The organism is Flexivirga sp. B27 (assembly GCF_052905685.1).
The window spans coordinates 1,415,074-1,441,005 of the sequence record NZ_JBPYUM010000001.1 but is presented as its reverse complement, the minus strand read 5'-3'; the positions used below and the strand labels follow the sequence as shown (position 1 = coordinate 1,441,005).

Here is a 25,932-nt window from a genome sequence, read left to right as displayed (position 1 = left end):
AGTGCGCCCGGACCGCCCGGGGGCGGATCGGAGGACCAGCGACATGTCGACGCCCGACCCTGCAGCAGCGGCCCACTCCCACGGCGGCCACCAACACGCCGATGCGCACGCCGGCCACGACCACCACGGGTCCAGCCTGCCGATGGCGGTCGCGGCGACGCTGCACTGTCTGACCGGCTGTGCGATCGGCGAGATTGCCGGCATGATGATCGCCACCGGCGCCGGCCTCGGCAACGGCTGGTCGGTCGCGATCTCGATCGGCCTGGCGTTCGTGTTCGGCTACACGCTGTCGACCATGCCGCTGCTGCGCGCAGGAGTCGCGCCGGTCGCCGCGCTGACCGTGGTGCTCGCAGCCGACACGCTCTCGATCGCGAGCATGGAAGTCGTCGACAACATCGTCATGGTGGTGCTGCCGGGCGCGATGAACGCCGGCCTGGTCAACGTCGTCTTCTGGATCGGGATGATGATCTCGCTGACCGCCGCGTTTCTGGTCGCAGTGCCGGTCAACAAGTGGCTGCTCGGCAAGGGCAAGGGGCACGCGCTCACCCACGAGTTCCACGGCATGGCGCCGGTCGTCGACGGCTGGCGCCGCTGGGTCCCGAACATCCCGACCGGTGCGCTGGTCGCGGTGCTGATCGCCTTCATGCTCGGCGGTCTGGTCGTCTCGATCGCGGACGAGGCCGGCTGGCACCAGGAGGCGAGCAGCCTGCCCGTGGCGTCGGTCCCGCACGGCATCGTCCGCTGACCGGCTGCAATGCTGGGAGTCCGGGGGGCGGCATACACGGGCACTCACGAGGGAGCTGGACATGGCGGGAACGACCGAGCAGTACGACGTGTCACGGGTGCGGGAGCACTTCCCGGCACTGCGCACCGGGCGGGCACACTTCGATGCTCCCGGCGGGACGCAGACACCGGAGCCGGTTGCCCGAGCGGTGTATGACGCACTTACCGCGCCGCTGTCCAACCGCGGCCGGCACACCCAGGCGGCGCGCAATGCGGACGACATCGTGGTCGGTGCGCGTGCGGCGATGGGGGACCTGCTGGGTGTCGACCCGGGCACGGTCGTCTTCGGGCGCAGTGCGACGGCACTCACGTTCATCGTGGCGCGCACGCTGGCCCGCGGATGGCAGCCCGGCGACGAGATCATCCTCAGCCGGCTGGACCACGACGCCAACGTCGGCCCGTGGCTGGTCGCGGCGCGGCGTGCTGGGGTGGAGGTCAAGTGGGCCGACTTCGACGCTGGCACAGGCGAATTCGACCCTGCATCGGTCATCGGGCAGCTCACCGACAGCACTCGGCTGGTGGCACTGACCGCGGCGTCCAACCTGCTGGGCACGCAGCCGAACCTCGCCGAGGTCGCGGCTGCGACGAGGCGGGTGTCGGCGGTGCTGTATGTCGACGGCGTGCACCACACCGCGCACAACTTCGTCGACGTGCCGGCGCTCGGTGCAGACCTCTATGTCTGCTCGCCATACAAGTTCCTCGGCCCGCACTGCGGCGTGCTGACCGGTCGCGCCGACCTGCTGCGGGACCTTGCGCCCGACAAGCTGCGCCCGTCGAGCGACGAGGTGCCCGAGCGCTTCGAACTCGGCACTCTCCCATACGAATTGCTCGCTGGTGTGACGGCGGCGGTCGACTTCCTGGCCGATCTCACACCGGGTGACGGGACGCGTCGCGAGCGGCTGCAGGACTCCTTTGCCGCGCTCGAGCAGCACGAGGACGCACTACGCCGGCGCCTCGAGGACGGTCTGGCCGCACTGCCCGGGGTGACCGTCCACTCACGGGCAGCACGTCGGACCCCGACACTATTCATGACATTCGAAAACCGCTCTGCCGCAGAAATTTCGGCACACCTCGAAGCGGACGGCATCGACGCCCCGGCGGGGACCTTCTACGCCTACGAGACGGCGCGCCACCTCGGTGTGAGCGGTGGGGTGCGGGTCGGCCTGGCGCCATACAGCACGCAGGAGGAGATCGACCGCCTCATCGTCTCGTTGGGCAACTGCCTGAACCGGGTTGGTTGAGCTTGTCGAAACCTGAGCTTGTCGAAACCGCAGGTTCGCCCAGGTCAAGGTGGTTGAGCTTGTCGAAACCTGAGCTCGTCGAAACTACAGCGACGTGACGCGCGCCATCGTCAGCACCACGGCCGCGTCCTCGAGTGCCAGCAACGCGTGCCGGCTCTGCGGGATGGCGAGCAGGTCGCCCTCGCCGAGGTCCCACTCGTCGTCGCCGGCGGTCAGCCGGACGCGACCGCGCAGCACCTGGAGGAACGCCTCGCCGGGGTTCTCGTGCTCGGACAATGCCTGCCCGGCCATGAGCGCGAGCACGACTTGGGTGAGGATGCCGCGCGGTGCGGCGTGCAGTGCCTGCGTCGCGCGACCGCTGCTGGCGCCAGCTGCCTTCGCGATGAGTTCGTCGGTGAGGGTGCGCAGGGGTGTGGGCTCGTCGGTCATGCCCCTGAATTTACCCACACCGTCGATGCGAAAACAGAGCCGACTGGTATTTTCACAACACAACCTTGTGTAAAACATTCGAGCGAAAGTAGCGCCATGTCCGACTCGACTCCTGCCGCCGACACCCCCGACACCGCAGGCTCCACCCAGACCCTCGACGTGCGCGGCATGCGCAAGCCGGACAAGCACCCGACGATCTTCGCGACCTTCGGTGACCTCGCGGTCGGGGAGTCGTTCGTGCTGGTCAACGACCACGACCCGAAGCACCTGCACGACGAGTTCGAGGTCGAGTGGCCCGGCGGCTACGACTGGGAGTACCTCAACCAGGAGATGCGCGACTGGCAGATCCGCATCACCCGCAAGGCGAGCGCGCCGACACCGCGACCGCTGGGCCGGGCCGACGAGCTCGGCGGGAAGCCGGGCGCGGACGGGGCCGTATGGCGCCTGGGTGGTCGCGACCGCGACCTGGACGCCAGCGTCCTGGAGGTCGAGGCCAACGTCTCGCTGGAGCCGCATCGCGGACCTGGCACGGACGTGCTGGTCAGCGTGCTCTCCGGTGATGGTGCGCTGGTCACCGAAGTCGGCCACATCCCTTTGGCAGCAGGCGAACTCGTGCACATCCCGGCGGGAGCCACCCGCGGTTTCACCGCGGGCGAGTCTGGGCTGCGGTGCCTGCTGGTGCAGCAGCGTCGCCAGGAGCTCAAGCTCGGCTGACCGGGGCAAGGGGAGCGCTCGGCCGGGTCGGTGTCAGCTCGCCCGGCCGACCTTCCAGTAGCCGGTGAACTGGATACGGGACTTCGGCACCCCGGCGCCGACGAGGTGCCGTCGGGATCCCGCAACCATCGCCTGCTCGCCGCCGACGTAGGCCTGCAGCCGGTCGGGGTGTTCCGGCCGGAAGCGTTGCACCTCGGCGAGCGCGCCGGCGCCCGGCCGGGCACTGGCGCCGGTGCGGGTGACCCAGTGGACCTCGAAGCCGTCGGGTGCGGCCAGCTCCTGCTGGTCGGCCTCGTCACCGAGCTCGATGATCGCCAGCCCGGAGCTGTCGCTGGGCAGATCGCGCAGGATGCCGGCGACCGCGGGGAGCGCGGAGTCGTCGCCCACGAGCAGCACGAAGTCGGCATCCGCGAGTGGGTCGAAGCCGCGTCCCTGGTCCAGCATCACGACACGTTCGCCGGGCTCGGCGCCGCTCGCCCACGGGCCGGCGATGCCGCTGTCGCCGTGTATGACGAAGTCGACGTCGAGTTCGCCTGTGTGCGAGCGCAATTCGCGCACCGTGTAGTTGCGGAACGGCGGGCGCGTGCCCGACTTGGCGGTGAGGTAGCGCAGGTAGCCACCGAGTCCGAACTTCTCCGGCACCGCATCGAAGTCGGTCGTGCCACTCGCGTGTGGCAGGAAGAGCCGGAACCACTGATCGAAGCCGTGGCTCGGCAGCTCGCGCAGGTCGTCGCTGGCGAAGGTGACGCGCTGCATGTGCGGCGTGACGCGTTGGGTCCCCACGACCTCTGCGTGGTAGAGCCCGGACATTTTGCGACCGTCGTCGAATCCCATGAGAGTTAGGTTAGCCGATCCTAACTAGTTTGCGCGGCCTGTCCCTAAGGTGACCGAGCTTGTCCCTACGGTGGCCGAGCTTGTCCCTACGGTGGCCGAGCTTGTCCCTACGGTGGCCGAGCTTGTCGAGGTCATGAGGTGGTTTCGACGAGCTCAACAAGCTCAGCTCGCCACCTGGATCGGCACCGGCCGGGTGCGTATGACGAGGGCACCGCGACCGGGAGTCGGCCGTCCGGCGGGTCCGAGCTGGGCGCCGAGCAGGTTGCCGTCGCGCCGTCCGGGCTGCAGGATGATGCCGGTCTGCTTGCGGCGAAGCTCGGCACAGGCTCCGCGGTAGGCGTTGGCGAGGGTGTCCGATCGCCCACTGGCACAGACGATCCCGCCGGCTCGGCGACCGTGCTGCAGGTAGTCGGCCAGCAGGTCGTCGGTCGGTGTCCCGAGCATCTCGTCGAGATCGTCGACCAGCACCGCACCTCCGGGGTGGGCATTGAGCCACTCCGCGAACGCTTCGGGCGCCGTGGCGTCGAGGACGTCCACGTGCTCGGGCAACGACGGCGGGACTCCGTGGCCGGCGAGCCAGCAGACCGGTCGGTCGGGCAGTTGGTGCGCGATCGTGACCAGGGCGGTGGTGCGGCCGCTGCGCGGTGGCCCGGCGACCACTGCGGCCAACTCGCCGAAGCCACCCAGCGGCAGGCCGATCGGTGCGATCTCGGCACCGCCGACGCCGACGAAGATCTGCTCGGCGGACGACGGGAGGTCGGTGCGCAGACAGTGCTCGGGCATCGGTGCGAAGCGATGCACGTCGTGCGCCTCCATCTCCTGCGCGATCGCCGAAATGTGCTGTGCGACAGCTGATCCCGACACGTCGGCGATCGGGGTGGCCACCTGCAGCTCGAGACCGTCCGGGCAGGTCAACGCACGCCCGGCCGGCATCGCCTGGGGCAGGTCGGCCTCGCGCATGCCGAGCAACATCGCATCGGCGGAGTCCGCGAGACGGAGCATGAGCTTGGTCGAGAAGCTGCTGACCACCCGGCCGGTCGCCAGCCCGCGTCCGCCGGTGGCGGCGGCATACAGCCCGACGGCGGAGCCGTCCCGCAACAGTTGCAACACCTCCTCGGTGAGTCGCCCGAAGGTGGTCTCCTCGCTGATCTCGGTGAGCGACTCCCATCCGTCGATGAGCAGCAGGATGCGCGGGAGATGCCCACCGTCGTGGACGTGCTCGGCGAACCCGCTGACCTGATCACGGGCGAATTGTTGTTGGCGAGAGCGGATTTCGCCGGCCAGCCACTCCACCAGCTGAGTGAGGCGCCCCGTGTCGTCCCGGTCCACGACTGCGCCGACCTGCGGAAGTGCGGTCAGTGCGCCGAGGTTGGACCCGGCGTCGACGACATAGACGGCAAGGCCCGAGCGGGGCCATGCGTGCGCCGCCTGGACGGCGAGAGTGCGCAGCAGCGAGGTGCGGCCACTGCGCGGACCGCCGACGATCGCCAGGTGCCCGTCGGTCTCCAGGTCCCACGCGACCGGCCGAGTCTGTTGCTGCTGTGGGACGTCCATCAGCCCGAGGATGATCGACTCCGGCCCGCACGGGTCTCCGCCGATCGCGTACGGAGCGTCCGTCAGCTTTTCCGTGGTCACCGCGGCGGGCAGCGGCGGGAGCCATGGGGACGGTGGCGGCGTGATGGCCAGGTCTGTGGTCGCCTGCCGGATCGCGGTGACGGTCCGTTGCAGGTCGGTCGGGCCGTCGGCCTCCTCCAGAGCACTGAGCCGGGTCGGGAGACCCCCGCGGTGGCCGGCGACCGACACCTCGATCTGCGCGGTGTCGCCGGAGCTGCAACCTCCGATGCGAGCCGTCTGGAAGGTGACCGGGCGGCCACCGCCGGTGCGCAGGATCGCGCGGCCGGGCAAGGCAGCCGGGATCTGTGCCGCGTCGCCGTTGTCGATCACGTCCTGGGAGTCGGCACCGTCGCGCACTCGCAGCGCGATCCGTAGGTTGACGTTGGCGCGGATGTCGGCGGAGACCACGCCGGCGGGTCGCTGTGTCGCCAGCACCAGATGTATGCCGAGCGAACGACCCACGGCAGCAAGACGGACCAGACCGGAGATGAAGTCGGGCATCTCCTCGGCCAGCACGCGGAATTCGTCGATGACCAGCACCAGCCGGGGCAGTGACTCGACATCCGGAATGCGTTGATAATCCTCGATGTCCTTGGCGCCGACTCCCGCCAGCAGCTGCTCGCGACGGCGCACCTCGGCGCCGAGGGAGGTCAGTGCTCGTGCGGTGAGATGCGCGTCCAGATCGGTGACCAGACCCACGGTGTGCGGAAGCCGCGCGCAGTCCTGGAAGGCGGCACCACCCTTGTAGTCCACCAGGACGAAGACCATCTCGTCCGGGCGGTTGGCCAGGGCGAGCGAGGTCACCAGGCTCTGCAGCAGCTCCGACTTGCCGGCACCGGTCGTGCCGGCGATCAGTCCGTGCGGTCCGTCCGTCGCCAGGTCGATGCGAAGGGTGCCGTCCCCGGTGCGGCCCAGCGGCGCGATAGTCGACCGCGGCGAGGCCTGCCATTGTCGTGCCACCGCGGCGGATTCCGTTGCGTCGCAGGCATCGTCACGCCATACGTCCAGCAGCGCGGCCCGCTCAGGAAGTGCTCCGGAGTCGGTGTCCGGTGTCGCGTCCCGGATCGCGGCCAGCCGGGACGCGACACCGCGCGCGAGGAAGGCATCCGGCAGGTCGGGACAACCCGTCGCCGTGATGGCGCCGGTGACGGTCAGTGTCGTGCTGCTGGACACCTCGATCGAGAGGTCGCACTCGGCGGGCAGGTCGGCTGCGGCACCGATCGCGATGACAGCCACACCCGCGGACTCGACGTCACGCAACAGCGCGGTGACCTCCGGGCGGTTGCCGAGTAGCGCACAGCCGTCGAGCACGACGACGGTCCGGACCGGGTGGTCATCGCTGTGTGCGACGGGCATCTCGGACTTCTCCGGGAGCAGTGCGGAAAGGGCACGGACGCAAGCGGATTCGTCGGTCTCGACGTCGAGAATCGTGCTCGAGGCGTGCGGTGCTGCGGTGATGTGCGGCAGGCCCTCGGCCCACGACCAGCCCTCGCTGGTGGCCGCGCTGTCGCAGACGACGATGATGCGCAGGAAGTGCGGCGACTGCCAGGTCGCCAGCTGCAGGACGAGTCCGTGCGCCATACGATCGCGCTCGGTCGATGCCCCGGTCACGCCGACAACGCGGGACTCGTTGGCACAGAACGAGATCGGAGCTTCGGACAGCAGCAGGGTCTCGGTGCCTCGCCCGCCGCCGGTCACCCGAACCCGGCTGGGGATGCGGCCGATGCCGACGCGGCAGTGCAGGTAGTCGTGGTGTGCCGGTGAGCGTGACCAGAGTCGATTGTCACGACTGCTCACCGACCGCAGCGTCTCGCTGATCGGCGGGGTGATGCGACGTCGCAGCGCGACTTCGGTCTCGCGCGCGGACTCCTTGTCGGCCTCGAGTCGGCGCAGAGCTTCGGCGAACTCGGCGCGTTGGGTCTTGGCCCGGCTCGAGCCACCCTGACGGTCGTTGAGGTGCTGACCGATCATCATCACCGGTCCGAAGAACGCGAACATCAGGAACATCATGTTGTGCATGACCAGGACCATGACGACTGCGATCACGGCCGGCAGCACGACGACCGGCCAGGGCATCCGGTGTCGCTCCGGCTTGCTGGGCGGTGTCGGTCGCGTGAGCTCGGTTTCGTTGATTTGCAGAGGGATTCGTGCCGACCGTTGGAACGGAACCCGGCACGACTCATCGGTCGGCACCGTCGTGTCGACCGTCACCGAACGCTCGAGTGCGAAGGTGGTCGACCCGGCGCGCAGCCGTTGTCCGGCACGCAGCTCGGCGGGTCGCTCCGGGCTGAGTCGTCGCCCATCGATGTGGCTGCCGTTGGTCGATCCGGCGTCGGACACCATCGCCCGCCCCTGATCGAGGTCGACCACCAGGTGGGTGCGGGAGAGGTCGGGGTCCTGCAGCGGCAGGGTGTTGCTGGTGGCGCGGCCGATGCGCTGCACCTGCGGGCCGAGTGCGGTGCGTGCGCCGACCTCCGGACCCTCGGTGACCACCAATTCCAGCAGATGCCGTGCCTCGGCAGCCGTGGGCTGGACGCTCAGTTGTGCGCCGTTCACCAGAGGTGCCCGGCCCAGTGGGGTGTCGTCCTCGAGCAGCCGGCTGCCGACATACAACTCATCATGCACCGAAACCCCACACCCGCGTATGGCGTCGCGCGCGGCTGCCCACGTGGTGCCGTCCGGCGCGCGCAGGCAGAGTGTCACCGCGTCCGTGCTCGTCACCAGGGTGCCGGTGGCCGAGGTGTCGGTGGGCAGGTCACTCGCGACCAGATCGAGGCGGATGCTGCGACTGGTTGAGCTCGGTGCTTCGGGCGGGGCAGTGGTCATGGCAGCGATTGTCGGACGCCTCGGACCGACCCTGCTGTGTCGACAACTGCACCCTGTGGATAACCTCCACGGGCCGTCCGACTGGGACATGCTCAGGGGAGTAGTTCGTTCGCGAGCGTCGGTTCGGTGACTTTTCGAGAGGTTCGTCGAGAAGTTGTTCGAGAAGTTCGTCGAGCATGTCGCGAAGGTATGGCGTTCGTAAAGGATTCGTCCGAAAACGCCACACCGGACCGGTTCATGTGTTGTATGTGCACGTCCACTGGAGGAGTGGGCGAAATGTGTCAGGGGAGGAAGTCCGATGGACGGCGCAGACGTCATCGAGGACGAGATCCGTGAGTTGATCCGTCGGCAACGGCTGGACCCTGCCCGGGATCAGCAGGTGCTGCACGGACTCGTGCGTGATGCCGTCCAGGATTACGAGGAACGCAGCCTGCACGGCGGATTGGTGCCGCTGGGCGACCGGGAGAAGGCCACTCAACGTGTGCTGGACGCGGTGCTGGGTTTCGGCCCGCTGCAGCCCTATCTGGACGATCCCACGATCGAGGAGATCTGGATCAACGAGCCGGAGCGGGTGTTCGTCGCCCGCAGTGGTGTCGCCGAGCTGACCCCGACGATCCTGACCGGTGAGCAGGTCCGCACGCTGGTGGAGCGGATGTTGAAGCCCTCCGGTCGCAGGATCGACCTCAGTTCGCCGTTCGTGGACGCGACGCTGCCGGATGGCAGCCGGTTGCACGTCGCCATACCCGACATCACCCGCAGTCACTGGCTGATCAACATCCGCAAGTTCGTCGCGCGTGCTCGCCGACTGGACGATCTGGTGCGGTTGGGCACCATCACCGCGCCCGCCGCACGGTTCCTCGCCGCGGCCGTCGCGTCCGGGCTGAACATCCTGGTCTCCGGAGGCACACAGGCGGGCAAAACCACGACACTCAACTGCCTCGCGAGCGCGATCCCGTCGATGGAGCGGGTCGTGTCCTGCGAGGAGGTCTTCGAGCTGCAGCTCAGTCTGCGTGACTGGGCCGCCCTGCAGTGTCGCCAGCCGAGTCTGGAGGGCACCGGCGAGATTCCGTTGCGCCGGTTGGTCAAGGAAGCCCTCCGCATGCGGCCCTCGCGCATCGTCGTCGGCGAGGTCCGGCAGGAGGAGAGCCTGGATCTGCTGATCGCGCTCAACTCGGGCCTGCCTGGTATGGCGACACTGCACGCCAACTCCGCCCGCGAGGCGATCGTCAAGATGTGCACCCTGCCGCTGCTGGCGGGGCCCAACGTCAGCTCGACCTTCGTGGTGCCGACCGTCGCCGCATCGATCGACATCGTCGTGCAGATCGCGCTCGACCGGGACGGCAGCCGTCGCGTCCGGGAGATCGTCGCGGTCCCCGGCCGCGTCGAGGGCGATGTCGTCGAGCTGGCGGACATCTTCGTGCAACGTGACGGCCGGCTCGTGCGCGGCAGCGGTTTCCCCACGCACGAGGAGCGCTTCCACCGCGCGGGCTACGACGTCGCGGAGCTGCTGGGGGACCGCGGATGAACATCGTCCTGCCGCTGATGTTCGGCGCGGGACTGCTGTGCATCTGGTGGTCGTTCTGGCCGCAGGAGGAGTCGGCCGGCAACTCACGCAGCTCCATGCGAGACCAGCTGAATGACGAGGTCGTGCAGTCCGGCCTCAATGGGCTGACCGTGTCCAGGTTGCTGTGGATGTGCGGCGGCCTCGGCATGTTCGTGTTGCTGATCGTCATGGCTGCCACCGCTGTTCCCGCCATCGCCATCGCGTTCGCGGCCATTGCGGCATACGGCCCGATCGCGTTCGTGCGCGGCAGAGCCCGCCGCCGGCGGAGTCAACTGCGGGACCTCTGGCCGGACGTCGTCGACCACATCGCCTCTGCGGTGCGTGCCGGCCTGGCATTGCCGGAGTCGTTGTCCCAGTTGGCGATTCGCGGTCCGGAGGAGCTGCGCCCGGCGTTCGCCGAGTTCGCGCACGACTACCGCGCGACCGGCCGTTTCCACGAGTGCCTCGACGCCCTGAAGGCGCGGTTGAGCGATCCGGTCGCAGACCGGCTCGTCGAGTCGTTGCGGATCGCCCGTGAGGTCGGCGGCACCGACCTCGGCAAGCTGTTGCGCACCCTGTCGACCTTCCTGCGCGACGACGCACGCACGCGTGCCGAGCTGGAGGCTCGACAGTCGTGGACCGTCAACGCGGCCCGGCTGGCCGTCGCCGCGCCCTGGATCGTGTTGGCCATGCTGGCAACTCGCGGTGACTCGCTGGCGGCATACCGCGAGCCCGGTGGTGTCATCGTGCTGGTCATCGGCACCGCGGTGACGTTCGTCGCCTACCGGGTCATGCGGCGCATCGGACGGCTGCCGGTGGAAGTCCGGGTGTTGCGATGATCGCGACATACACCTGGTTCGGTGCGCTCATCGGGCTCGTCGCCGGCGCTGGTCTGCTGCTGATGTATGTCGGACTGCCCTTCCACCGCAAGCCCGACCTCAACTCCCGGATCGAGCCCTACGTGCGCGATGCACCGATGCCGTCCCGGTTGCTGTCCACTCCGACCGACAAGCTCGACGTCAATCAGCTGCTCGCACCGTCGCTGCGGAGACTGGGACATTACGTCGACCAGGTCCTCGGCGGTGCGACGTCGGTGCGCACCCGCCTGGAGCGAGCCGGACAACCGCCGGACCTCGAGGGATTCCGTGCGCAGCAAGCGCTGTGGGGGCTCGTGGCGATGGTCGTCGGCGGGTTCTACGTGTCGCTGACGTTCGTCGGTGGCAAGGGCTCACCGGTCCAAGCCATCCTGATCCTGGTGATCGCATTCGCGGCGGGAGTCGTCATGCGCGACCAGATGCTGACGCGTGCTGCCGAGCATCGTGAGCAGCAGATCCTGGCCGAATTCCCAGCAGTGGCAGAGATGCTCGCGCTGGCGGTCACCGCCGGAGAAGGCGCTGCTGCTGCCCTCGAGCGCGTCGCAGGACTCTCCTCCGGTGAGCTGTCCGGCGAGCTGGCACGGTGCCTCGTCGACGCACGATCCGGGTCTTCACTGCCGGAGGCGCTGCAGGGTCTGGCCGATCGCACGGGCGTGCCGAGCCTGTCCCGATTCGTCGACGGAATCGTCATCGCAGTCGAGCGCGGTACCCCGCTGGCCGACGTCATGCGCGCGCAGGCACAGGACGCACGTGACTCCAGCAAACAGCAACTCATCGAACTCGGCGGACGTCGCGAGTTGATGATGATGGTCCCGGTCGTCTTCCTCGTCCTGCCCGTCACCGTCCTCTTCGCCATCTATCCCGGGCTCGGAGTCCTCAACATGTCCATCTGACTACGAGCGCGCTGGGAGAGCGACTCGAAACACCCGTCATACAACAGAATTCGCAACAATATGGAGGAAACATGACCGTCATGGCAAAGCTGCAGTCGCGGACGATACGAGCGATGAACGCGCTGCAGGAGCGCGTCGACAGTCTCCAGGACCGCGAGCGCGGCGACGTGCCCGGCTGGGTCCTCATCACCATCATGACGGCCGGCCTGGTCACAGCGTTGTGGGCGACCGCCCAGGGCGCGCTGACCGGGCTCTTCGACAAGGCCGTCCACGGCGTCACCGGCGGAGGGAAGTAGTCCGTGCGGGCATTGCGCCCGCGCGAGTTTCAGCAGCGGCTGCTTGCGGACGAAAGCGGTTCGGCCACTGCCGAATTCGCGCTCGTCGGAGCTCTCGTGGTGCTGTTCTTCCTGGCTGCTTTCCAGATCGGCTTCTCCCTCTACGTCCGCAACACCCTGATCCAGAACGCCGCGGAGGGCGCGCGTTACGGAGCGCGCGCGGATGCCACACCCGGCATGGGCGCGCAGCGCACAGGCGAATTGATCCGCGCGTCGCTGGCCGACCGCTACGCGAACAACGTGTCGGCGACCACGGTGACCGAAGGCGGTGCACAGGTCGTCAAGGTCACGGTGCGGGCGCCGCTGCCGATCGTGGGGCCGTTCGGTCCTTCGCAGGCGTTGACCGTCTCCGGGCGGGCGTATGCCGAGGCGCAGCCATGAGCGGCTCGACCGACAGTCTGCTGGCGCGCCGGCTGCGGCAACGACTGCAGCGTCGTCTCGGCGAGAGCGGTGATCGGGGGAGCGCGCTGATCGAGTTCCTCGTCATCGGCCTGCTGCTCACGCTGCCGGTGTTCTACCTGGTCATCACTTTGGCAAGGCTGCAAGCCGGCACCTACGCGGTGGCGGAGGCAGCGCGTGAGTCGTCGCGGATGTTCGTGACCGCCGAGAGTGACGCAGCCGGACAGGGTCGGGCGCAGGCCGCCGCGGCGATGTCCTTCGCCGACCAGGGTTTCAGCGGGCAGGGGAAGGTCACGATGCAGTGCAGCAAGCACCCGTGCCTCAGTCCGGACTCGGTGATCCAGGGCGTGACCGACCTCGACGTCGAGTTGCCGTTGATCCCCGACTTCCTGCGGGGAGTGGTGCCTTCGAGCATCCACCTGCACTCGCGTCATGCCGAGGTCGTCGATCACTACCGGGCCCGATGACGATGCTGCGCGCCATACGAGACAGGCTGCCGGAGACGAAGGACGACGGCGGGCGCGTCGTGCTGCTCATCGCCGGGCTGTTCGGCATCCTCGCCGTGCTGATCGTCGGCGGGGTCAACGTCACGGCGTTGCAACTTGCGCGGATGCAGGTGATCGACGCCGCCGATGCCGCTGCCGCGAATGCCGCCGACGCAGCCGACGAGAGCAGCCTCTACAAGCACGGGCTGGGCGCGGAGCTGTCGCTGTCCGATCGCTCGGTCCAGCAGGCGGCAGGCAGCACCCTCGCCCGAGAGGATGTGCCGGCGCACGTCACCGGTTGGCGGGTCGCTGACGGCACCGGTGCGCAGGACTCCCGCACCGCCGTGGTGCGCGTGTCCGCCGTGGTCCACCCGCCGATCCTCGGCGGGATGGTGTCGGGCATGTTCGGCGACATACACATCACGGTGCAGTCCCGAGCCCGCGCCGACGTGAAGTGACCTCGACGGGCCGATCGCGGTGGCGGGCGTGTGCCGCCCGACGGGGCCTAGCCTCCCGGCATGAGCGGCAGGAGTGCCGACGCCGTACCCTCTGAGGTTGTGGCTACTGACTTTCCTGCCGAGATCAAGGCGTTGCGCACAACGATGGACACCGTCCGCGGGGTGACCGACCTCGACGTGCTGCGCGCCCAGATCGCCGACCTGGAGCAGCAGTCCGCCGCTCCCGACCTGTGGGACGACCCCGAGCACGCCCAGCAGGTGACCAGCCAGTTGTCGCGCTCCAACGCGGAGCTCGAGCGCGTGGAGACCATGGACAGCCGCGTCGACGACCTCGAGGTGCTGGTCGAGATGGCGCAGGAGGAGGACGACGCCGACACCATGGCCGAGGCCGAGAAGGAGCTGACCGCGCTGCAGAAGGCGGTCGGCGAGCTTGAGGTGCGCACCCTGCTGGCCGGCGAATACGACCAGCGCGAGGCCGTCGTCACGATCCGCGCCGGCGCCGGCGGCGTCGACGCAGCCGACTTCGCCGAGATGCTGATGCGCATGTACCTGCGGTGGGCCGAGCGCAACGGTTACCCGACCAAGGTCATGGACACGTCGTATGCCGAGGAGGCCGGGCTGAAGTCCGCGACCTTCGAGGTCAACGTCCCCTACGCCTACGGCCACCTGGCGGTCGAGGCAGGCACCCATCGGCTCGTCCGGATCAGTCCCTTCGACAACCAGGGCCGCCGGCAGACGTCGTTCGCCGCCGTCGAGGTCGTGCCGCTCATCGAGCAGACCGACTCCATCGAGATCCCGGACAATGAGCTGAAGGTCGACGTCTTCCGCTCCTCGGGCCCCGGCGGGCAGAGCGTCAACACCACCGACTCCGCGGTCCGGATGACGCACATCCCCACCGGCACCGTCGTGTCGATGCAGAACGAGAAGTCGCAGATCCAGAACCGCGCCGCGGCGTTGCGCGTCATGCAGTCCCGGCTGCTGCTCATCCGCCAGCAGGAGGAGGCCGCCGAGAAGAAGGAACTCGCCGGCGACATCAAGGCCAGCTGGGGTGACCAGATGCGCTCCTATGTGCTGCACCCCTACCAGATGGTCAAGGACCTGCGCACCGAGCACGAGGTCGGCAAGACCGACGCAGTCTTCGACGGTGACATCGATGACTTCATCGAGGCCGGCATTCGCTGGAAGCGCAGCCAGGAGAAGTCCCAGGCCGAGTGACCTGGGTCCTGGCGATCCGGTCCTGCGCATAACCGGCGACGGTCGCTGGGAAGTCTGCGTTCTGGGCCGGAAACCCGTGCGTAACCGGCGACGGTCGCCAGTTGGTGCACACGCGGCAGGTGCTCCTGTGGCACCTGAGATCTCTGAGGATTTTGTGACTCGCGGGCGCGCCTGACCCGCTGCAAGCGGGCCCCGTCATACCGTATTGCGGCCAGCGTCCTGCCCCCCGAAAAGGCCTCCCGTCCCACATGATTCGTTTCGAACACGTCACCAAGCGGTATGCCGCGGGCGCTTCCGCCGCACTGGACGACGTGAGTCTCGACATCGACCGGGGCGAATTCGTCTTCGTGGTCGGCTCCTCCGGGTCGGGCAAGTCGACGCTGATGCGACTGGTCACCCGGGAGATCACTGCCACGGCGGGATCGATCCTCGTCGCGGGCCGCGACCTGGCTCCGATGTCCGAACGCAAGGTGCCCGCGCTGCGTCGTGACATCGGCGTGGTGTTCCAGGACTTCCGGCTGCTGGAGGGCAAGACCGTCTATCAGAACGTCGCATTCGTGCTTCGCGTCCTCGGCAGCAAGCGCCACCAGATCAAGCAACTGGTGCCTGAGACCCTCGACCTCGTCGGCCTGGACGGTATGGCGGGCCGGCTTCCCCACGAGCTGTCCGGCGGCGAGCAGCAACGGGTGGCCATCGCGCGTGCCGTGGTGAAGAAGCCGCCGATCCTGCTGGCCGACGAACCGACCGGCAACCTCGACCCCGAGACCAGCGCGGAGATCGTCAAGGTGCTCGACCGCATCAACAAGACCGGCACGACCGTCGCGATGGCGACCCACGACCAGGGCATCGTCGACGTCTTCCAGAAGCGGGTCCTGGAGCTGAAGGACGGCCGGCTGGTCCGCGACGAGGAACGCGGCGGGTATGCCGCCGACGAGACACGTGCCCGAGAGCGTGCCGCCGACCGCGCGGCCGAAGCGCTCCTGCGGGACGAGGACTGACGCCGATGCGACTGACATTCCTGCTCGGCGAGGTCGGCAACGGCATCCGCCGCAACGCCTCGATGATCGTCTCGGTCGTCCTGGTGTCGATGGTCTCGCTCTTCTTCCTCGGCGCCGGCCTGCTCGCACAGCGCGAGGTGAGCGTGGCCAAGGGCTTCTGGTACGACAAGGTCCAGGTCTCGATCTTCTTCTGCACCCCGCAGTCCACGCAGTCCGAGTCGTGCGCCGACGGTGCGGCGACGCAGGCCCAGAAGGAGCAGGTCAAGAGCCAGCTGGACGGCATGAAACCGCTGGTCGAGCACGTCTATTACGAGAGCGAGCAGCAGGCCTACGACCGCTTCAAGAAGCAGTTCCGCAGCAGTCCCTACCTGTCGGACATCAGCAAGGACGCGATGCCCTCGTCATACCGGGTGAAGCTGTCCGACCCCGACAAGTACAACGAGATCGTCGCCTCGTTCGACGGCCAGCCCGGCGTCGAGGCGGTCAGCGACCAGAGCAGTGTGCTGAGCACGTTCTTCAAGTTGCTGCGGGTGATCAGTGTCGGTGCCGTCGCGCTCGCGGTGGTGATGGTGATCTGCGCAATCCTGTTGATCACCACCACGATTCGGCAGGTCGCCTACACGAGACGACGGCAGGTCAGCATCATGCGACTGGTCGGTGCGTCGTCGACGGTCATCTATCTGCCGTTCGTTATCGAGATCCTGCTGGCGACCGTCGTCGGTGCGGCGCTCGCGGTCGGGTTGCTCTGGGCCCTGGTGCATTACGGCGTCGAAGGCTTGTTCAACACCACCGGTTCATCGACCGGCAATCTGGTCAGCATGATCGGCACCGCGGACGTCTGGGACTTCGCGCCCTGGCTGTTCGCCGGGGCTGTCGTGATCGCGCTGGCCACGGCGTGGGTGACGCTGCGCCGTTATCTGAGGGTCTGAGGAGAGGCGAGGCGTATGTCGCACAACCACCGGGTGCTCCGGCAGGGACGGCTGATCGCGGGCGCGTGCGCGATCGCACTGCTGTCGACTGCGATCGCGGCACCCGCTTCGGCGGACGTCGACGACCAGAAGAAGAAGTCCGACCACAAGGTGGCCACCGCCCAGCGCAACCTGGACGACACCTCGGCCAAGCTGGTCAAGGTCAACAAGGCGCTGATCACGACCAACAAGAAGGTCACCAAGGCACAGTCGAAGCTGAAGTCGGCCAACAAGAAGGTCACCAAGGCCAACAACCACCTGCGCGACATGCGCTCGCAGCTGGCCATTGCCAAGGCGGACGAGAGCAAGAACAAGAACACCCTGAAGGTCAACAAGTCCAAGCAGGCCAAGTCCAAGGTGCTGGTCGGCGGCATCGCCCGGCAGAGTTACATGTCCGGTGGCCTGGGCAACCTGCAGCTGACCCTCAACATCCTGACCAGCCACGGGGACGTCACCTCCAAGCTGTCGGTCGCCGACATGGTGATGCGCCAGCAGGGCGGTGTGCTCAGCAAGCTCGCGAGCGAGCGCGCGAAGGGCACGGCGGCCAATGACCGGCTCAGCGCCGCGCGGCGGCGGATCGCCACCCTGACGGTGCAGGCGACCAACGCGCAGACGGCTGCGAAGAAGGCGCAGGGCAAGGCCAAGACTGCGCGCAACAAGGTCGTGTCGCTGCAGAAGACACAGACCAAGCAGCGCAACGCGCTGGCCAAGCAGAAGAAGACCGAGCTGGCCAACCTCAAGAAGCAGAAGAAGGAGTCGTCGCGGCTGGCCGCGATCATCCGCAAGCGCAACATCGCGGCGGCGAAGGCCGCCAAGCGCAAGCGGGAGACCGCGACCCGCAAGGCCACGCCACCGCCGGTGCGGCACTCCAGCAGCAGCAGCGGCAGCGGCACCAGTCGCCACAGCAGCGGGGGCGGCGGCATACTCGCGGCGCCCGGTTCACTCGGGTCGATCGTGTCCGGCTTCGGCAGCCGGGTGAACCCCGTGCTGGGCATCAGCATGCTGCACGCCGGCGACGACTTCCCCTACGCCTGCGGCACCCCGGTGCACGCGGCGCGGGGCGGCACCGTGGCCAGCACCGGCTGGGACAGCGCCGGCGGCAATTTCGTGCTGATCGATCACGGATACATCGGCGGCACTAACATCGCCAGCTACTACGCGCACTTCCAGCGGTCCGCCGTGGTGCACCGCGGTCAGCACGTCAGCAAGGGGCAGCTGATCGGGTATTCGGGCACCACCGGTCGGTCCACCGGCTGTCACATGCACTTCGGCGTGATGGCCAACGGTCGTTGGGTCAACCCGATCCCGTACATCAGCTAGGTCGCTCCCTCGATCGCTGTTGGCCGAGCCTGTCACATGAGGTGGCCGAGCTTGTCGAGGTCACGGTGTGGTTTCGACAAGCTCAACCATCTCGAGCGCAGCCCGTGGCCAAATCGGTTTGCGCTCGCTCCGTAGACTTGGCCGCATGGCCAAGAAAGCGAAGAAGTCCGCCAAGGACGAGCCGGCCAAGAAGGTCGTCGCCACCAACCGCAAGGCGCGGCACGACTACCTGATCGAGGACACCGTCGAGGCCGGCCTCGTGCTGACCGGCACCGAAGTGAAGAGCCTGCGCATGGGACGAGCCTCGCTCGTCGACGGGTATGCCGACGCGCGGCACGGTGAGTTGTGGCTGGAGAACGTCCACATCCCCGAGTACATCAACGGCAACTGGACCAACCACTCCACCAAGCGCCGTCGCAAGCTGCTCATGCACCGGCACGAGATCAACAAGTTGATCGGCAAGTCCCAGGAGGCGGGGCACACGCTGATCCCGTTGCAGCTCTATTTCGTCGACGGCCGGGTCAAGGTCGAGATCGCGCTGGCCAAGGGCAAGCGGCAGTACGACAAGCGGCAGGCGCTGCGTGAGCGCCAGGACAACCGCGAGGCCGAGCGCGCGATGTCGCGTGCGGTGCGTCGCGCACACAGCCAGATCGGCATCTGAGTCCCTCTCCGGGCCACTGCCGAATCACTCCTGTGGGGGATGTTCCTCGCCGATGAGCGAGCCTACGATCGAGAGATGAACGCGCCATTCACTCGTCGCCCCTTGCTGCGCTGGGCTGCACCCGGTGTCGCGCTCGCCACGATCATCGCCGGGTCCCAGGTCGCCGCACACTGGCCGGCGCAGGCCGACACAGATCTGCCGCCGCGCACCGCCGCGCAGTTGTTGACCGATGTGCAGCAGGCCAAGCCGGTCGCCATGTCGGGCACGGTCACCGCGACGATGGCGCTCGGCCTGCCCGAGTTGCCGACCAGCGGGAGCAACCCGACCGCTCCGCTCAACCTGCTGAGCGGCACGCACACGGCGAAGGTCTGGTATGACGGCGGCACTCAGTCCCGGATCGCCGTCCTCGGCAAGTCCGCCGAGACCGACGTCGTCACGAACGACTCCGGGCTGTGGGTCTGGCAGAGCGCCGATCGGTCCGTGCTGCACGTCGCCCCACCTGCCGGTGACCAGGGCCCCAAGGCGTATGCCGACCGGACAGGCCCGTCCCACTCGGGCATCCCGTCCGGTAAGAGCGCTGTGCCGGGCGGTCTGAGCACCCCGGAGGGCGTCGCGACGTGGGCGCTGAAGATGCTCGAGCCGACGACTTCCGTCACCACGACGAGCAACGAGCGGGTCGCGGGGTGCGCCGCCTATGAGCTGGTGCTGACGCCCAAGACGAGCAACACCAAGGTCGGCTCGATCCACGTGGCGATCGATGCCAAGCACCACATTCCTTTGCGCGCAGAGGTTTTCGCGCGCGGTGCCGACAAGCCGGCGATCAACGTCGGCTTCAGCTCGATCGACTTCGGCAAGCAGCCGGCGAGTCGTTTCGACTTCACGCCACCGCCGGGAGCGAAGGTCACCACCCCGAAGAAGTCCGCCAAGAGTCGCAACCACGCGAAGAGCCCGCGGGTGACGAGTCCGCGGGCGAAGGCCGACCTGCCGCAGGTTGTCGGCAAGGGCTGGTCCTCGGTCCTGGTCGGCACCATCCCGACGAAAACAACTGGGAAGAAGGCAAATCAAGACCTGCAGCGCGCCCTGAAGGTGCTGCCGAAGGTGTCGGGTTCCTGGGGCCAGGGGCATCTGCTCGACACCGCGCTGTTGAGTGCCGTGATCACCGACGACGGCCACTTCGCCGTCGGAGCCGTGCAGCCCAAGACCCTCTATGCCGCCCTCGGCTGATCCCAACGCTGGTCGAGTAGACCAGAGCGCCGGCGGAGGCACTGTCGAGACCGAGTCGCCATTCGCCATCGAAACCTCCGGTCTGACAAAGGTTTTCGGCTCGCAGCGCGCTGTCGACGGGATCGACATCAAGGTCCCCCGTGGCAGCGTCTACGGCTTCCTCGGCCCGAACGGATCGGGCAAGACGACGACGATCCGGATGCTGCTCGGGCTGATCACACCCTCGGCGGGTGAGCACCGGATCCTCGGGCATCCGATGCCGCAGGAGCTCACCACGGCACTGCACCGGGTCGGCTCACTCATCGAGGGCCCGGCGTTCCACGCGCACCTGTCCGGGGTGGCCAACCTGCGGCGCCTCGATGCCGCGGACGCGCGCTCGGATCCGTCGACCAGTGAGCGGCGCATCGACGAGGCGCTGGACCGGGTGGGCCTGCAACCGGCCGCGCGCAAGAGGTTTCGGGCATATTCACTCGGCATGAAGCAGCGTCTGGCCATCGCGGCGGCACTGCTCGCTCCGCGTGACCTGCTGGTGCTCGACGAGCCCACGAACGGGCTCGACCCGCAGGGGACCCGCGAGGTCCGGCATCTGGTGGGCACGCTCGCAGCGGACGGCATTACCGTGCTGATCTCCAGTCACCTGCTGGGGGAGATCCAGCAGATCTGCTCGCACATCGGTGTCATGCGCGCCGGGAATCTGGTGGCGCAGGGCAGCATCGACGACCTGCGAAGGTCGCAGACTGCGCAACTGGTGGTGCACACACCGGACCCGTTGCAAGCCGTGCGCACCCTGGAGCGCCTCGGAGTCACCGCGGTGCACCGTGACGGCGAAGTGGTGACCGGTCTGCCGGGCGACGAGCTGCCGGAACGCATCTCGGGTGCCCTGGCAGCGGCCGATGTCCGGCTGCGCAGGTTCGCGATCGAGCGACCCAGCCTGGAGGACCTCTACGTCTCGCTGACCGGTGAGGGATTCGAGGTTCGCGCATGATGACCACCCCACGAAGTTCTCCGCTCGTCCCTCGCTCCGATACTTCGCGGGGACCCCGGAAAATCGGGCGGTTCTTCCGTTCCGAGCTGCGGCTGATCATGGGCCGGCGACGCAACCAAGCGGGCCTGCTGGTGCTGGCCACGTTGCCGGTCATCCTCGGCGTTGCGGTGCGGCTGACCGAGAGCAACCCCCGCGGGGACGGCGGGCCGAGCTTCGTCGACGACATCGTCGAGAACGGCGTGTTCCTGGGTTTCGCCGCGCTCACCTTCGAGCTCACCCTCTTCTTCCCGCTCGCCATCGCGATGGTCTCCGGGGATGCGATCGCGGGGGAGGCCCACAGCGGCACGCTGCGCTACCTGCTGACCGTGCCGGCCGGGCGCACCCGGGTGCTGGTCGTGAAATACCTCGGCATCGTGGCCAGCTCGTTCCTCGCGGCACTGACGGTGACCGTGGTGGGCGCGCTGGCCGGCATACTCCTGTTCGGCACCGGACCGCTCACCACGTTGTCCGGCGACCGGATCTCGCTCGGCATCGGCCTGTGGCGACTCCTGCTCTCGGCGTTGTATGTCGCCGTCGGCCTGTGCGCTCTCGGTGCGCTGGGGCTCTTCGTCTCCACCCTGACCGAGCAGCCGATCGCCGCGACCGTCGCGGTCATGATCATCACGGCGACGATGTGGGTCCTGGACGCGATCCCGCAGATCGCCTGGCTGCACCCGTGGTTGCTCGTGCACCACTGGACCGATTTCGCCGAGCTGATGCGGAACCCGCCGGATTTCAGCGGGATTCGCGACGGGCTGCTGGTCGCGGCCGGCTACGCCGCCGTCTGCCTGCTCGCTGCGTGGGCGAGGTTCGACGGCAAGGACATCACCAGCTGAGGCGAGCAAGTATCCTCACGGCTCATGGGGCGCACCAGCAGCTGGCGGACGGCACTGATGAAGGACGGCACGGTCGAGGTGCTCGACCCGACCGGGCGCAGTCATCTGCGGATCAGCGTCACCGCCCACACCGACGGCGTGCGCGATCTGGCCACCAAGGGACGCATCCCACGTGACTCCGAGTGCCGGATCGAGACGCCCTGGGGCGAGAGCGTGGTCAGCATCACCGACAAGTCCGAGCCGATCCGTCGCAGCTCCGCCCGACGGGAGGTCGCTCTCGGCGGTCGGCGGTTCGTCTACCGGCATACCTCCGACCGGCGGTCGGTGGTGGAGCGCGACGGTCAGCAGATCGCCAAGCTGCACAAGAGCTGGCAGCACGTATGGCGCGGGCGTCGCCCGAGCTTCCGTGATCTGGGTTTCACCATGAAGGCGCCCGCAGTGCTCGACCCCTTCGACGAGGCGATGATCGTGGCGTTCGGCGCGGTGATCGGCACACCCGGTCACGAGGGCGGGTTCACCACCATCTGCCGCGTCCTTCCGTTGCTGGTGACTGAACTGCCGTGAGGCGGCTCAGCGCCCTGCCGCCTCTCGGACGATCGGGTTCGGCAGCGTGCCCACCAGCTGCAGCGCCCCCGACGGGTCGGCGAGGTCGACCATCTGCCGGTTGTTGCGCAGTTGCAGCCGATTGAGGCAGGAGAGCGCGAATTCGTCGGTGAACAGGTCGAATTGCGCGAACCGGTGCTGCAAGCTCGGCTCCGAGCGCTGGTAGTCGGATGCCGCCTCCGACACCGTCGCCCAGAACGTGCCGACATCAAGTAACTCCTCGGTGTCGAGGACCGCACTCAGATGCCGCAGGAAGCAGTCGAAGACGTCGGTGAAGATCGACAACAGCTGCATCTCCTCCGGCACGTCGGCGCGCACGCGCTCGACCTCGTCAGGCAGCGGGGTGTCAGGGGACATCACCGCGATCTCCTCGGCCAGATCCTTGAGCACCACCCGCTCGACCGCGCCGTCGTTGAGCACCAGGATGACGTTCTCCCCGTGCGGCATGAACGTCAGGCCGTAGCGGTAGAAGCAGTGCAGCAGCGGCACGAGGTATGCGTCGAGGTAGCAGCGCAACCACTGCCCGGCGGTGAGCCCGGAGCGCTCGATCAGGACACCGGCGAAGGACCGGCCGCTCCGATCGATGTGCAGCAGGGCAGCCATCGTCGACAACTGACGGCCGGGCTCGAGGTCGGCGACCGGGCTCTCGCGCCACAACGCAGCAAGCATCTTGCGGTAAGGGGAGTGCCGGTCGGTCGCGGCCTCGAACTGTGTCGGGTGATAGCCCACGGCCGCACGCTCGCGAATGATGCTCACTCCGGTGCGCTTCAGCGTGTCGTCACCGTCGATCAGGTCGGCGAGCCAGTCGTTGATCGCCGGGGTCGCCTTCATGTATGCCGCGGAGAGACCGCGCATAAATCCCATGTTGATCACTGAAAGCGCAGTCTTCACATAGTGTTTCGTCGGTGCGGTGGTGTTGAAGAATGTCCGCACCGACTGCTGCGCACGGTAGGAGTCCGCGCCGGCGCCCAGGAACACCAGGCGCTGCTGGGCGACCTCGGCGGCGAAGGTGACCGACAGCTTGTTCCACCACTGCCACGGGTGCACCGGGATCAGCGTGTAGTCGCGTGGTCGCAAGCCACGATCTCGCAGTCGCCGGTCGAAATCGTCCATCTGGTCGCCGAGCTCAGTGCGCAGGAACGTGTCGTATGACGTGTCGCGACAGCAGGTGACGGTCGTGCGATCGCGCCGAGCCGCGAGCCACACCAGCTGCATGTCTTGCGCGGATTCGGGTGCGAACGCGCGATATTCGTGCACGCCCCAGCCGACTCGTCCACTGTTGGCCAGGAAGCACGGGTGGCCGCCGAGCATGCCCTGCTCGATGTCCTGGAAGTCGCCGTCGAGCAGTTCGCGGCTGGTCGGGGCCGATCCGGACAGTTTGAAGGCCACCGCGGACGACGTCGCGGCGATCTCCTCCAGGTAGATCGGCAGCATGTCACCGGACAGCCCGAGCTCGCTGCGGAAGTCCAGCACGAACTGCAGCAGGTCGAGCGACCGATCGGCACCGGCGACGGTGCAGCGCACCGAGTCCGGGTCGATCTGCCAGTGGTCCAGCGGCAGCCGGCGGGCGGTGAAGGTGTAGGTCGCATCGTGTTGTCCATCGTGCTGTCCGGCGCTGAGCGACCACCGACCGTGGCCGATGTCGACCGGGGCCAGCAGCCGCTCGTGGCTGAACTCGGACAGCGCCTTGGCCAGCAGCAGCCGGTTCGCCGCCGACCAGTCGGTGGGGTTGAGGTGGGCGACTGCGGCGTCGGCATCGTCCGGGTAAGGGCAGGCGGTCACGTCGTGCTCCTGGAAGTTGTTGCGGGCTGGAAGGATTCGCGGGTGCAGACACTGAGCAGGGCGGTCTTGTCCGGGAGGGTGATCTCGCGCAACGGCACAAATCCGACCGCCGCATTGATCCGCTGGACCGCGGTGTTGCGGACGTCCGGTTCGACGACGACGCGTCGGACCGAGGCGTCGGCGAGTAGGGCGGTCAGCACCGCCGAGATGACCGACCGGGTGAAGCCGTGCCGCGGTGCCTGCGTGGGCGCGACGAGGAAGTGCATGCCGACATCGCCGGGCTCGGCGTCATACGCGCCGACGAGCTCGACGTGCGCAGGGTCATAACGCTCCATCAGGAATGCCGGTGATCCGTCGACGAAGCCGAGAAACGCCTCGTGGTGCGGGTCGGCCGCAATCCGCCGGTGCTCGGCTGCCACGTCTTCGACGGACGAGTTCGTCATCATCCAGAAGGTCGCCTTGGGGTGAGTCACCCACGAGCGCAGGATGTCGGCGTCGAGCTCGGGATCGACTGCTCGGAGGGCGAATTCGCCGTTGCCGTCGCGGAACACGGTGTCGAGCTGCACTGTCACGAGACCACACCGGCGGGCGCGCCGAACTCCTGGAAAGCGATGGACTTCTCGATCGGGTAGGGCTCGCGTCCGGTCAGCTCCCGCACGATGCACGAGTTGCGGTAAGCGCCCATCCCGAGGTCGGGGGACGAGACGCTGTGCACGTGGTCTCCAGCACTCTGCACAAATACGTTGCGACCGACATGATCCACCGAATAGTTGCGGGCGATGTCGAACCTGCCGTGGTCGTCGAAGCGCAACCGATCGCGGATCGGTGTCAGGAAGTCGGGCACCGGGTGGTGATAACCGGTCGCGAGGACCAGTCCCTCGGTCCCCAGGGAGAAGCACCGGTCCTGCTCGTGCTGACGCAAACCCACGGTGTACGAACCGGATTCGGCGTCATATCGCACGGTCTCCAGCGCCGTGTTGGTGAGCAACCGGGCGGCCGGAGCGGTCCGGAGGCTCTGCTCGTAGAGCTGGTCGAAGATCTCGTTGATCAGGTCGGCGTCGATGCCCTTGGACAACGACTTCTGCTGCCCCATCAGTCGATAGCGGTCCGCCTCGGGCAGCGCGCTGAAGTAGTCGATGTAGTCCGGCGACGTCATCTCGAGCGTCAGCTTGGTGTATTCCAGCGGGAAGAAGCGCGGTGACCGGGTCACCCAATTCAGTTGATAGCCAAGACTTTCCCGCTCACTGAGCAGATCGGCGAAGACCTCGGCGGCACTTTGCCCACTGCCGATGACGGTGATGCTGCGCTTGGCCTGCAGGGCGTCTTTGTGCTGCAGGTAGGCAGCGTTGTGCACCGCATCGCCCGGGAGGTCCCGCGCGGCGGGCGGCAGGTAGGGCACGCTGCCGGTGCCGAGCACCAGCTTCGGGGCGCGGTGCTCCACCAGATCGCCGGATGCTGAGCAGCGGGACGTCACGCGGTATGTCGAGTCGGTCTCGTCATACCGCACGGCGAGCACGTCGTGCCCGAATCTGACCGAGGTCAGTGAGTCCGCGGCCCAACGGCAATAGTCGTTGTATTCGCGGCGCAGCGGAAAGAACGATTCGCGGATGTAGAACGGGTAGATCCGGTTGTGCTGCTTCAGGAAGTTCAGGAAGCTAAAACGCGAGGTGGGATCGGCCAGGGTCACCAGGTCCGCCAGGAAGGGGACCTGCAATGTGACCCCGGGCAGCATCATGCCCGGATGCCAGTCGAACGCCGCGCTGCGCTCGAGGAAGACTCCGTCGACGTCGTCGAGCGGCTCGGTGAGGCAGGCCAGTCCGAGGTTGAAGGGACCCAGCCCGATCGCGATGAAATCGTGTGTGTTCACGGCGG

General features: G+C 67.8%; 25 protein-coding genes. 19 read left to right on the top strand and 6 right to left on the bottom strand.

The genetic code is table 11. The features are described from left to right. Positions 1-43: 43 nt before the first annotated feature. Both ACSZL9_RS06605 and ACSZL9_RS06600 read left to right on the top strand, forming a co-directional pair. On the top strand, positions 44-745 hold the full coding sequence (locus tag ACSZL9_RS06605) for a DUF4396 domain-containing protein (protein ID WP_446664671.1): 702 nt from the start codon (positions 44-46) through the stop codon (positions 743-745). A 61-nt stretch (positions 746-806) separates the two neighbouring features. Next, positions 807-2,024 carry a cysteine desulfurase-like protein gene (locus ACSZL9_RS06600; protein ID WP_446664670.1) on the top strand — a complete coding sequence of 406 codons (1,218 nt, stop codon included), beginning with the start codon at positions 807-809 and terminating at the stop codon, positions 2,022-2,024. A gap of 84 nt (positions 2,025-2,108) precedes the next feature. On the opposite strand, the gene ACSZL9_RS06595 is transcribed toward ACSZL9_RS06600, so the two are convergent. After that, entirely contained in the window at positions 2,109-2,453 is a 345-nt protein-coding gene (locus ACSZL9_RS06595) for a cupin domain-containing protein (RefSeq protein ID WP_446664669.1), read from the bottom strand. Between the two features lie 96 nt (positions 2,454-2,549). Here ACSZL9_RS06595 and ACSZL9_RS06590 point away from each other — a divergent pair, with 96 nt between their 5' ends. Continuing rightward, positions 2,550-3,167 carry a DUF2249 domain-containing protein gene (locus tag ACSZL9_RS06590; protein WP_446664668.1) on the top strand — a complete coding sequence of 206 codons (618 nt, stop codon included), beginning with the start codon at positions 2,550-2,552 and terminating at the stop codon, positions 3,165-3,167. Positions 3,168-3,200: 33 nt separating this feature from the next. Here the strand turns inward: ACSZL9_RS06590 and ACSZL9_RS06585 are convergent, their stop codons facing one another. Both ACSZL9_RS06585 and ACSZL9_RS06580 read right to left on the bottom strand, forming a co-directional pair. After that, on the bottom strand, positions 3,201-4,001 hold the full coding sequence (locus ACSZL9_RS06585; protein WP_446664667.1) for a siderophore-interacting protein: 801 nt from the start codon (positions 3,999-4,001) through the stop codon (positions 3,201-3,203). A gap of 162 nt (positions 4,002-4,163) precedes the next feature. After that, positions 4,164-8,441 (bottom strand): FtsK/SpoIIIE domain-containing protein, encoded by a 4,278-nt coding sequence (locus ACSZL9_RS06580; protein ID WP_446664666.1) that lies wholly within the window; start codon positions 8,439-8,441, stop codon positions 4,164-4,166. A 298-nt stretch (positions 8,442-8,739) separates the two neighbouring features. Here ACSZL9_RS06580 and ACSZL9_RS06575 point away from each other — a divergent pair, with 298 nt between their 5' ends. The 16 genes from ACSZL9_RS06575 (at position 8,740) to ACSZL9_RS06500 (ending at position 22,239) form a co-directional block, all read left to right on the top strand. Continuing rightward, positions 8,740-9,966 (top strand): CpaF family protein, encoded by a 1,227-nt coding sequence (locus ACSZL9_RS06575; protein WP_446664665.1) that lies wholly within the window; start codon positions 8,740-8,742, stop codon positions 9,964-9,966. Further along, on the top strand, positions 9,963-10,823 hold the full coding sequence (locus ACSZL9_RS06570) for a type II secretion system F family protein (RefSeq protein WP_446664664.1): 861 nt from the start codon (positions 9,963-9,965) through the stop codon (positions 10,821-10,823). Before ACSZL9_RS06575 ends, ACSZL9_RS06570 begins: the two co-directional genes overlap by 4 nt. Beyond that, positions 10,820-11,752: a type II secretion system F family protein gene (locus ACSZL9_RS06565; protein ID WP_446664663.1), complete on the top strand. Its 933-nt coding sequence runs from the start codon at positions 10,820-10,822 to the stop codon at positions 11,750-11,752. Before ACSZL9_RS06570 ends, ACSZL9_RS06565 begins: the two co-directional genes overlap by 4 nt. A 71-nt stretch (positions 11,753-11,823) precedes the next feature. Next, positions 11,824-12,048 carry a hypothetical protein gene (locus tag ACSZL9_RS06560; protein WP_446664662.1) on the top strand — a complete coding sequence of 75 codons (225 nt, stop codon included), beginning with the start codon at positions 11,824-11,826 and terminating at the stop codon, positions 12,046-12,048. Between the two features lie 3 nt (positions 12,049-12,051). After that, a complete protein-coding gene (locus ACSZL9_RS06555) occupies positions 12,052-12,468 on the top strand; it encodes a TadE/TadG family type IV pilus assembly protein (RefSeq protein WP_446664661.1) in 417 nt (138 codons plus the stop codon). Beyond that, positions 12,465-12,953: a pilus assembly protein gene (locus ACSZL9_RS06550; protein ID WP_446664660.1), complete on the top strand. Its 489-nt coding sequence runs from the start codon at positions 12,465-12,467 to the stop codon at positions 12,951-12,953. The genes ACSZL9_RS06555 and ACSZL9_RS06550 overlap by 4 nt, the downstream gene beginning before the upstream one ends. Further along, positions 12,950-13,429, top strand: a complete 480-nt coding sequence (locus tag ACSZL9_RS06545; RefSeq protein ID WP_446664659.1) for a pilus assembly protein TadG-related protein — start codon at positions 12,950-12,952, stop codon at positions 13,427-13,429. Before ACSZL9_RS06550 ends, ACSZL9_RS06545 begins: the two co-directional genes overlap by 4 nt. Positions 13,430-13,528: 99 nt before the next feature. Continuing rightward, positions 13,529-14,644, top strand: a complete 1,116-nt coding sequence (prfB, locus tag ACSZL9_RS06540; RefSeq protein ID WP_446664658.1) for a peptide chain release factor 2 — start codon at positions 13,529-13,531, stop codon at positions 14,642-14,644. 248 nt (positions 14,645-14,892) lie between these two features. Beyond that, positions 14,893-15,642, top strand: coding sequence for a cell division ATP-binding protein FtsE (gene ftsE, locus ACSZL9_RS06535; protein ID WP_446664657.1), 750 nt, complete (start codon positions 14,893-14,895; stop codon positions 15,640-15,642). Between the two features lie 5 nt (positions 15,643-15,647). Next, entirely contained in the window at positions 15,648-16,571 is a 924-nt protein-coding gene (ftsX, locus tag ACSZL9_RS06530; RefSeq protein ID WP_446664656.1) for a permease-like cell division protein FtsX, read from the top strand. 15 nt (positions 16,572-16,586) lie between these two features. Further along, positions 16,587-17,930 (top strand): peptidoglycan DD-metalloendopeptidase family protein, encoded by a 1,344-nt coding sequence (locus ACSZL9_RS06525; protein WP_446664655.1) that lies wholly within the window; start codon positions 16,587-16,589, stop codon positions 17,928-17,930. Between the two features lie 145 nt (positions 17,931-18,075). Beyond that, entirely contained in the window at positions 18,076-18,591 is a 516-nt protein-coding gene (gene smpB / locus ACSZL9_RS06520; protein ID WP_446664654.1) for an SsrA-binding protein SmpB, read from the top strand. A 75-nt stretch (positions 18,592-18,666) separates the two neighbouring features. Then, positions 18,667-19,815 (top strand): LolA family protein, encoded by a 1,149-nt coding sequence (locus tag ACSZL9_RS06515; RefSeq protein ID WP_446664653.1) that lies wholly within the window; start codon positions 18,667-18,669, stop codon positions 19,813-19,815. After that, positions 19,799-20,800 carry an ATP-binding cassette domain-containing protein gene (locus ACSZL9_RS06510; protein WP_446664652.1) on the top strand — a complete coding sequence of 334 codons (1,002 nt, stop codon included), beginning with the start codon at positions 19,799-19,801 and terminating at the stop codon, positions 20,798-20,800. Before ACSZL9_RS06515 ends, ACSZL9_RS06510 begins: the two co-directional genes overlap by 17 nt. A 98-nt stretch (positions 20,801-20,898) precedes the next feature. Further along, positions 20,899-21,675 carry an ABC transporter permease gene (locus ACSZL9_RS06505; protein WP_446664651.1) on the top strand — a complete coding sequence of 259 codons (777 nt, stop codon included), beginning with the start codon at positions 20,899-20,901 and terminating at the stop codon, positions 21,673-21,675. 24 nt (positions 21,676-21,699) lie between these two features. Beyond that, entirely contained in the window at positions 21,700-22,239 is a 540-nt protein-coding gene (locus ACSZL9_RS06500; RefSeq protein WP_446664650.1) for a hypothetical protein, read from the top strand. Between the two features lie 6 nt (positions 22,240-22,245). Here ACSZL9_RS06500 and ACSZL9_RS06495 read toward each other — a convergent pair whose 3' ends face one another. Genes ACSZL9_RS06495 through ACSZL9_RS06485 form a run of 3 tightly spaced genes read right to left on the bottom strand, consistent with a single transcriptional unit; the run spans position 22,246 to position 25,927 of the window. Continuing rightward, positions 22,246-24,060, bottom strand: a complete 1,815-nt coding sequence (locus tag ACSZL9_RS06495; protein WP_446664649.1) for an IucA/IucC family protein — start codon at positions 24,058-24,060, stop codon at positions 22,246-22,248. After that, positions 24,057-24,632, bottom strand: coding sequence for a GNAT family N-acetyltransferase (locus ACSZL9_RS06490; RefSeq protein ID WP_446664648.1), 576 nt, complete (start codon positions 24,630-24,632; stop codon positions 24,057-24,059). The genes ACSZL9_RS06495 and ACSZL9_RS06490 overlap by 4 nt, the downstream gene beginning before the upstream one ends. Beyond that, entirely contained in the window at positions 24,629-25,927 is a 1,299-nt protein-coding gene (locus tag ACSZL9_RS06485) for a lysine N(6)-hydroxylase/L-ornithine N(5)-oxygenase family protein (protein ID WP_446664647.1), read from the bottom strand. Before ACSZL9_RS06485 ends, ACSZL9_RS06490 begins: the two co-directional genes overlap by 4 nt. Between the last annotated feature and the right edge of the window lie 5 nt (positions 25,928-25,932).